Origin of the sequence: Massilia sp. CT11-108 (assembly GCF_047302915.1) — a bacterium.
Lineage (GTDB): Bacteria > Pseudomonadota > Gammaproteobacteria > Burkholderiales > Burkholderiaceae_D > Telluria > Telluria orientalis.
Map to the genome: position 1 here is coordinate 1 of NZ_JBKYMO010000407.1, position 5,035 is coordinate 5,035.

Annotated in this window: 6 protein-coding genes; 3 read left to right on the forward strand and 3 right to left on the reverse strand. The window is 65.7% G+C overall.

Annotated elements, in window-relative coordinates; genetic code table 11:
• Positions 1 to 587, forward strand: a 587-nt coding sequence (locus ACEN88_RS24075; protein ID WP_413343723.1) for a tetratricopeptide repeat protein, incomplete at its 5' end; no start/stop codon positions are given.
• Positions 588 to 695: 108 nt separating this feature from the next.
• Entirely contained in the window at positions 696 to 1,541 is an 846-nt protein-coding gene (locus tag ACEN88_RS24080; protein WP_413343725.1) for an endonuclease/exonuclease/phosphatase family protein, read from the forward strand.
• A 7-nt stretch (positions 1,542 to 1,548) separates the two neighbouring features.
• Here ACEN88_RS24080 and ACEN88_RS24085 read toward each other — a convergent pair whose 3' ends face one another.
• The 3 genes from ACEN88_RS24085 to ybaK all read right to left on the reverse strand — a co-directional run bounded on the left by ACEN88_RS24085 (position 1,549) and on the right by ybaK (position 3,581).
• The gene (locus ACEN88_RS24085) at positions 1,549 to 2,217 is read right to left on the reverse strand and encodes a DsbA family oxidoreductase (RefSeq protein WP_413343727.1); all 669 of its coding nucleotides are present in this window, start codon (positions 2,215 to 2,217) and stop codon (positions 1,549 to 1,551) included.
• Between the two features lie 155 nt (positions 2,218 to 2,372).
• The gene (gene plsY / locus ACEN88_RS24090) at positions 2,373 to 3,014 is read right to left on the reverse strand and encodes a glycerol-3-phosphate 1-O-acyltransferase PlsY (RefSeq protein WP_413343729.1); all 642 of its coding nucleotides are present in this window, start codon (positions 3,012 to 3,014) and stop codon (positions 2,373 to 2,375) included.
• Between the two features lie 75 nt (positions 3,015 to 3,089).
• Positions 3,090 to 3,581 carry a Cys-tRNA(Pro) deacylase gene (gene ybaK, locus ACEN88_RS24095; RefSeq protein WP_371768992.1) on the reverse strand — a complete coding sequence of 164 codons (492 nt, stop codon included), beginning with the start codon at positions 3,579 to 3,581 and terminating at the stop codon, positions 3,090 to 3,092.
• Between the two features lie 38 nt (positions 3,582 to 3,619).
• Between ybaK and ACEN88_RS24100 the strand changes: the two genes are divergently transcribed.
• Entirely contained in the window at positions 3,620 to 4,591 is a 972-nt protein-coding gene (locus ACEN88_RS24100; RefSeq protein ID WP_413343731.1) for an endonuclease/exonuclease/phosphatase family protein, read from the forward strand.
• Positions 4,592 to 5,035 lie beyond the last annotated feature (444 nt).

Genomic DNA, 5,035 nt, shown 5'->3' on the forward strand with positions numbered 1-5,035 from the left:
CGGCGGCCGAACAGAGCCTGCAGCACTGGGCCGCCGACGGCATGCCGGTGGCCGAGCGCGAGCTCGCGCTGCTGTACCGGAAGCGCCATCGCGACGACCAGGCGCGCGCCCTGTTCCTGCGCGCGGCACGCCAGGGCGATTCTGAAGCGGCCCATCAACTCGGGGAGCTGGAACGCGACCGTCCAGGTACGAACGCCCAGGCCGCGCAGTGGTACCGCCAGGCCGCGCAGCAAGGGCACCCGAAGGCCGCGCTGAGGCTCGCGCTGCTGTTGAAGAACGGCGACGGCATCCCGACGGATAAAACGGCTGCCGCGCACTGGCTCGGCGTGGCCGCCCAGGCGGGCGATGCGCATGCGATGTTCCTGTTGTCGAACGCGTATGCGGACGGCGACGGCGTGCCGGCCGATCCACGCCGCGCGCGCGACCTGCTGGAACGCGCGGCCGACCGCGAATACCCGGCCGCGATCCAGGAACTGGCGCTCGTCAAGCAGACGGGCGACGACCTCACGGCCAAGGATGCCGCGGAGGCGGACCAGCTGCTGAAGGAAGGCGCGGAACACCGGCGCAGCAACGCCCGCCGTTTCTAAAACGGCCCCAATCAGGTGAACTTGTAACCTTGACATCGATCCTACCGTGTGACCGTCATTCTCCAAAGAATGGCAAACTCTGGCAGTTGAGTTTTACGGAGGTATCGAATGCGCGTGGTTAGCTGGAATATTCACTGGGGCTGTGGGAGGGACGGGCGCATCCGGATCCACGCAATCATCGATGTGCTGCGCAAGCTGAATCCCGACGTGATCTGCCTGCAGGAAGTGGCCGCCAACCATCCCGAACTGGAGGGCAGCGCCAGCGCGAGCCAGTTCAAGCAACTGGCCGGCGCGTTCGGCGGGTACCACATGATCGAGCAGGCGCCGAGCGAAATCTACCGGAACAACCTGCCCCGCCAGTTCGGCAATCTCCTGCTGTCCAAATACCGCATCACCCAGGCGCAGCGCCACATGCTGCCCTGGCCCGTCGATCCGGAACACCCGGCCGGCATGCCGCGCGGGATGATCGAAACCGTGCTGGAAGCGCCTGGCGGCAAGCTGCGCGTGCTGACGACCCACCTCGAATACTATTCGCCCATGCAGCGCCGCGCGCAGATCGCCCGCATCCGCGAACTGCACGAGGAAGCGTGCGCCCGCGCCGCCGTCTACCAGCCGGAACCCGCGCTCGAGCCGCCGTTCCAGCTCGGCTTCCGGCCCGGCACGGCGATCTACTGCGGCGATTTCAATTTTGGTCCGGATTCGGAAGACTATCGCGCCCTGCTGGCGCCCGCATCAAGCGGTGCGCTGGGCCTCGTCGACGCCTGGCGCGTGCATCACGGCGACATCCCGCGCGCCCCGACGGCGGGCCTGCATGGCTTCAAATGGCCGGAAAAGCCCGACTGCTACGATTATTTCTTCGTCACGGAAGACCTGGCGGGACGCGTGGCCGACATGAGCGTGCAGTCCGAGACGTCGGCCTCGGACCACCAGCCCATCGTGCTCGATCTGAACTGAGAACCGCTCAGGCGGCCGGTTCCTCGTCCTGCTCGAGCTCCTCGTCCTGCTGCGCGATCTGGCGCAGCGCCTGCTCGAACACCTCGGGCGGCTGGCCGCCGGAGATCAGGTGGCGCTGGTTGATCACGATCGCCGGCACCGAGCGGATACCGGCACGCTGCCAGTAGTACTCGAGCTGGCGCACCTCGTCCGCATACGCGTTGGATGCCAGCACCTGGCGCGCGGCCTCCACGTCGAGGCCGACCTCGCCCGCCGCGCGCAGCAGCACGTCGTGCGCGCCCGGGTTCTCGCCCAGCGTGAAATACGCCTCGAACAGCTTTTCCTTCAGCGCCTGCTGGCGGCCCTGGCCTTCCGCCCAGTGCAGCAGGCGGTGCGCGTCGAACGTGTTGTAGATGCGGCCGCGTTTGCTCATGTCGAACGTGAAGCCGACGGCCTCGCCGCGCTGGCGGATCATCTCGCGCGACTGTTCCTGCTGGGCGGGGGTAGAGCCGTATTTCTCGGTGATGTGTTCGAAGATGTCCTGGCCTTCCGGACCCATGCCCGGGTTCAGCTCGAACGGCTGAAAGTGCATGTCGACCGTAATGTCGCCGCCCACCCGCTCCAGTGCCTGTTCGAGCGATTTCAGGCCGATCACGCACCACGGGCACGACACATCCGACACGAAGTCGATTCTCATCTGCTTGCTCACTTTTTCACCGCCTTCCAATTGGTTTCATTAACGCTGATGGCATATGGTGACACATCGAACGAAAGGGAGCAGCGCGCCAAACAAATTCGGCAAATAGTGTTCGGAGCAATTTCCAAAAACCGGGCTCTGACCCCGGTTCTGGTTTATTTCTTTTTGACGGCCGGTTTGGCGGTCGCGGCACCCTTCGATTTGCTGCCGATCTTCGACTCCTTGCCGGCCATGAGATTGCCGATGTTGCTGCTGTGGCGGTAGAGGAGCAGCAGGCTCATCGCGATGACGGCGAACAGTTTTTCGTCCGCGCCGAACAGCAGTCCGTAATAGAACGGCGCGAAGATCGCGGCCACGAGCGCGGCCAGCGACGAGTAGCGGAACGCATACGCGACGGCGAGCCACGTGACCAGCGTCGCCAGGCCGAGCCAGACATTCAGGCCCAGCAGCACGCCCAACGCGGTCGCCACGCCCTTGCCGCCGACGAAGCGGAAGAACACCGGCCACAGATGGCCCAGGAAGACTGCGATGGCGACCAGCGCCACGCCGCCGTCCTCGACGCCGAAGCGCTCGCCGAACTGGACCGCGAGCCACACGGCCAGCCAGCCCTTGGCGCAGTCGCCGACGAGCGTCGCGATGGCCGCCTTCTTGCTGCCCGAGCGCAGGACGTTGGTGGCGCCCGGGTTCTTCGAGCCATAGGTACGCGGGTCGGCGAGGCCGAACAGGCGGCTCGCGACGACGGCGAAGGAAATCGAGCCGATCAAATAGGCTGCGATGGTGAACAGAATTGTGTACATGAGTCTCTTTTCATAATCCCCGGCCAGGAATCTGGCGCGCGTGAAATATACACCATCGGCCGAGCCCGGCGATAGTCAGTCGGCCAGCGCGCAGTTGACCGGCCGGGCTTTCAGCACGTCCACCAGCGCGGCCGGCGCGATCCCGACCAGGAAACCGCGCCGTCCGCCATTGATATAGATCTTGTCCAGCTGCAGGATGCTTTCCTCGACATAGACCGGCATCGCCTTGCGCACGCCGAACGGCGACGTGCCGCCGACCAGGTAGCCGGAATGGCGCTGGGCGACGTCCGGCTTGCACGGTTCGACGGATTTGCAGGGGATGGCGCGGGCCAGGTTCTTCGTCGAGACCTTGCAGTCGCCATGCATCAGCACGATCAGCGGCTTGGCCGCCTCGTCCTGCATCACGAGGGTTTTCACGACGGCGTGCTCTTCCACGCCCAGCTCGCGCGACGACACGGCCGTACCGCCGTGTTCCTCGTATTCATAAGGGTGCTCCGTGAAGGCGACCCCATGCTTGCGCAGGAACTGTGTCGCCGGGGTTTCGGAGATATGCTCTTTCTTGGCCATGCGTGTTACGCTAAATGCAAACGGAGGAGTTGCTTATTATGCAGCAAGAGATTCGCTTTGCCACCTTCAACGTGTGTAACCTCGCCCCGCCGGGCGCCAGGCTGTACGACAACCTGGAACCGAGCACCCCCGAGGAATACGAAGCGAAGATCGCCTGGACCGCGCACCAGATCGACATGCTCGGCGCCGATGTGATCGGCTTCCAGGAAGTGTTCTCCCAGGCCGCGCTGGCCGAGGCGCTGTCGCGCACGCGGCGCTTCCGCGACGCCATCCACGTCGGCTTCGATCCCGACCCCGACGCCGAGAAGCTCACGCCCAGCGTCGCCCTTGCCTCCCGCCTGCCTCTCGCGGACGCCCCACGCCAGCTGCCCTACTTCCCGCCCGGGATCGCGATGCCGCCCGGCAACCGGGATCCGGAACGTTTTACCCGCGCCCCGCTGCACGCGGCGATCCAGCTGACGCCGGATCTCGTCGCCGACGTGGTGGTCGTGCATCTGAAATCGCGCCGCCCCGACTACCGCGCGGGCGACACGGGCGACGACCCGCAACTGTACGCGCTGGCGTCGCTGCGCTCGCTGATCCGGCGCGGCACGGAAGCGGCCGCGCTGCGCGTGCTGCTGACCGACATCGGCCGCACGCACCACCGCCCGCGCGTCGTGCTGGGCGACTTCAACGACGTGGCCGACGCGGTCACGACCGGCATCGTGCTGGGCCTCGGCGCGCCCAGCGGCGACCGTTTATATGATGCCTGCCAGCTGCAGGGCCGCCAGGACCATCTGCGGCACGTCGGTTTTTCCAACGTCCATGATGGGTACCATTCCACGATCGACCACATCCTCGTGTCGGCGGAATTCAATGCGGCGCTGCCGGGAGCGGTGGGCGAAGTCATCGACGTCGTGTACCTGAACGACCACCTCGATCTCGGGTTGCCGGAGGCGTCGGATCACGGGCAGGTGCTGGCGCGGCTGCGGCTGTTCGAGCAGGCTGGGACGCCGACAGGGGACGGCTGACGCCCGCCCGTCGTTCCCGCGAAGGCGGGAACCCAAGTTTGCATGCGTCGCGATAACGCTGGCGAACTTGGATCCCCGCCTGCGCGGGGATGACGTTGTTTGAGTATCGGGTGTCTTTCTGCCATCCGCACGTCCGCCCCGGATTTTTCGCAGTTCAGCGTCCCTTTTGCACCGCTCGTCGCATTCCGATAGCGGTTCGTCATCGACAAACCTACCATGCCGTCATGCGCTGGGAGCTCCATCCTGCCTGGCAGGACGGAGCACGTGCGCTCTCCATTCCGCTCGCGCTCACCACCACATAAAGAATAACCATGAAGATCGAGTCCCTGCCTTTGTCCGCCGACCAGCCCGCCAAGAAACCGGCGCCGCGCCGCCGCGCCAGGGTCATTGCGCTGTCGCTGCTCGCCGTCGCGCTGGCGGGTGCCGGCGCGTATGCGCTGACCC

What these genes read in the sequence shown, in the direction of transcription:
- ACEN88_RS24100 (WP_413343731.1), top strand. Translation starts at nt 3,620, where the DNA reads ATGCAGCAAGAGATTCGCTTTGCCACCTTCAACGTGTGTAACCTCGCC.
- plsY (WP_413343729.1), bottom strand. Translation starts at nt 3,014, where the DNA reads ATGTACACAATTCTGTTCACCATCGCAGCCTATTTGATCGGCTCGATT.
- ACEN88_RS24085 (WP_413343727.1), bottom strand. Translation starts at nt 2,217, where the DNA reads ATGAGAATCGACTTCGTGTCGGATGTGTCGTGCCCGTGGTGCGTGATC.
- ACEN88_RS24080 (WP_413343725.1), top strand. Translation starts at nt 696, where the DNA reads ATGCGCGTGGTTAGCTGGAATATTCACTGGGGCTGTGGGAGGGACGGG.
- ybaK (WP_371768992.1), bottom strand. Translation starts at nt 3,581, where the DNA reads ATGGCCAAGAAAGAGCATATCTCCGAAACCCCGGCGACACAGTTCCTG.